This is a genomic window from Streptomyces exfoliatus (assembly GCF_000725545.1).
GTDB lineage: Bacteria > Actinomycetota > Actinomycetes > Streptomycetales > Streptomycetaceae > Streptomyces > Streptomyces exfoliatus.
Map to the genome: position 1 here is coordinate 1 of NZ_JNZP01000111.1, position 289 is coordinate 289.

Annotated in this window: 1 protein-coding gene; it reads right to left on the reverse strand. The window is 69.6% G+C overall.

Annotated features, from left to right (window positions below; translation table 11 throughout):
- Positions 1-289, reverse strand: a 289-nt coding sequence (locus IO20_RS37315) for an acyltransferase domain-containing protein (protein WP_037637079.1), incomplete at both ends; no start/stop codon positions are given.

Below are 289 nucleotides of genomic sequence, written 5' to 3' on the forward strand. Positions count from 1 at the left end.
CATCAGCCCGGCCCTGGCGACCACCAGACGGACCGCGTCCTCCAACGAGAACACCCCCGCCACATGCGCCGCCGCGATCTCACCGATCGAATGCCCGGCGACGAAGTCCGGCTTCACGCCCCACGACTCCACCAGACGGAACAACGCGACCTCGACCGCGAACAGCGCCGGCTGCGTCCACCCCGTCTCGTCCAAGCCCTCACCCGAGGCGATCACCTCACGGACCGAACCGCCAAGACCCGCGTCCAGGAGACCGCACACCTCGTCAAACGCCGCCGCGAACGCCGGA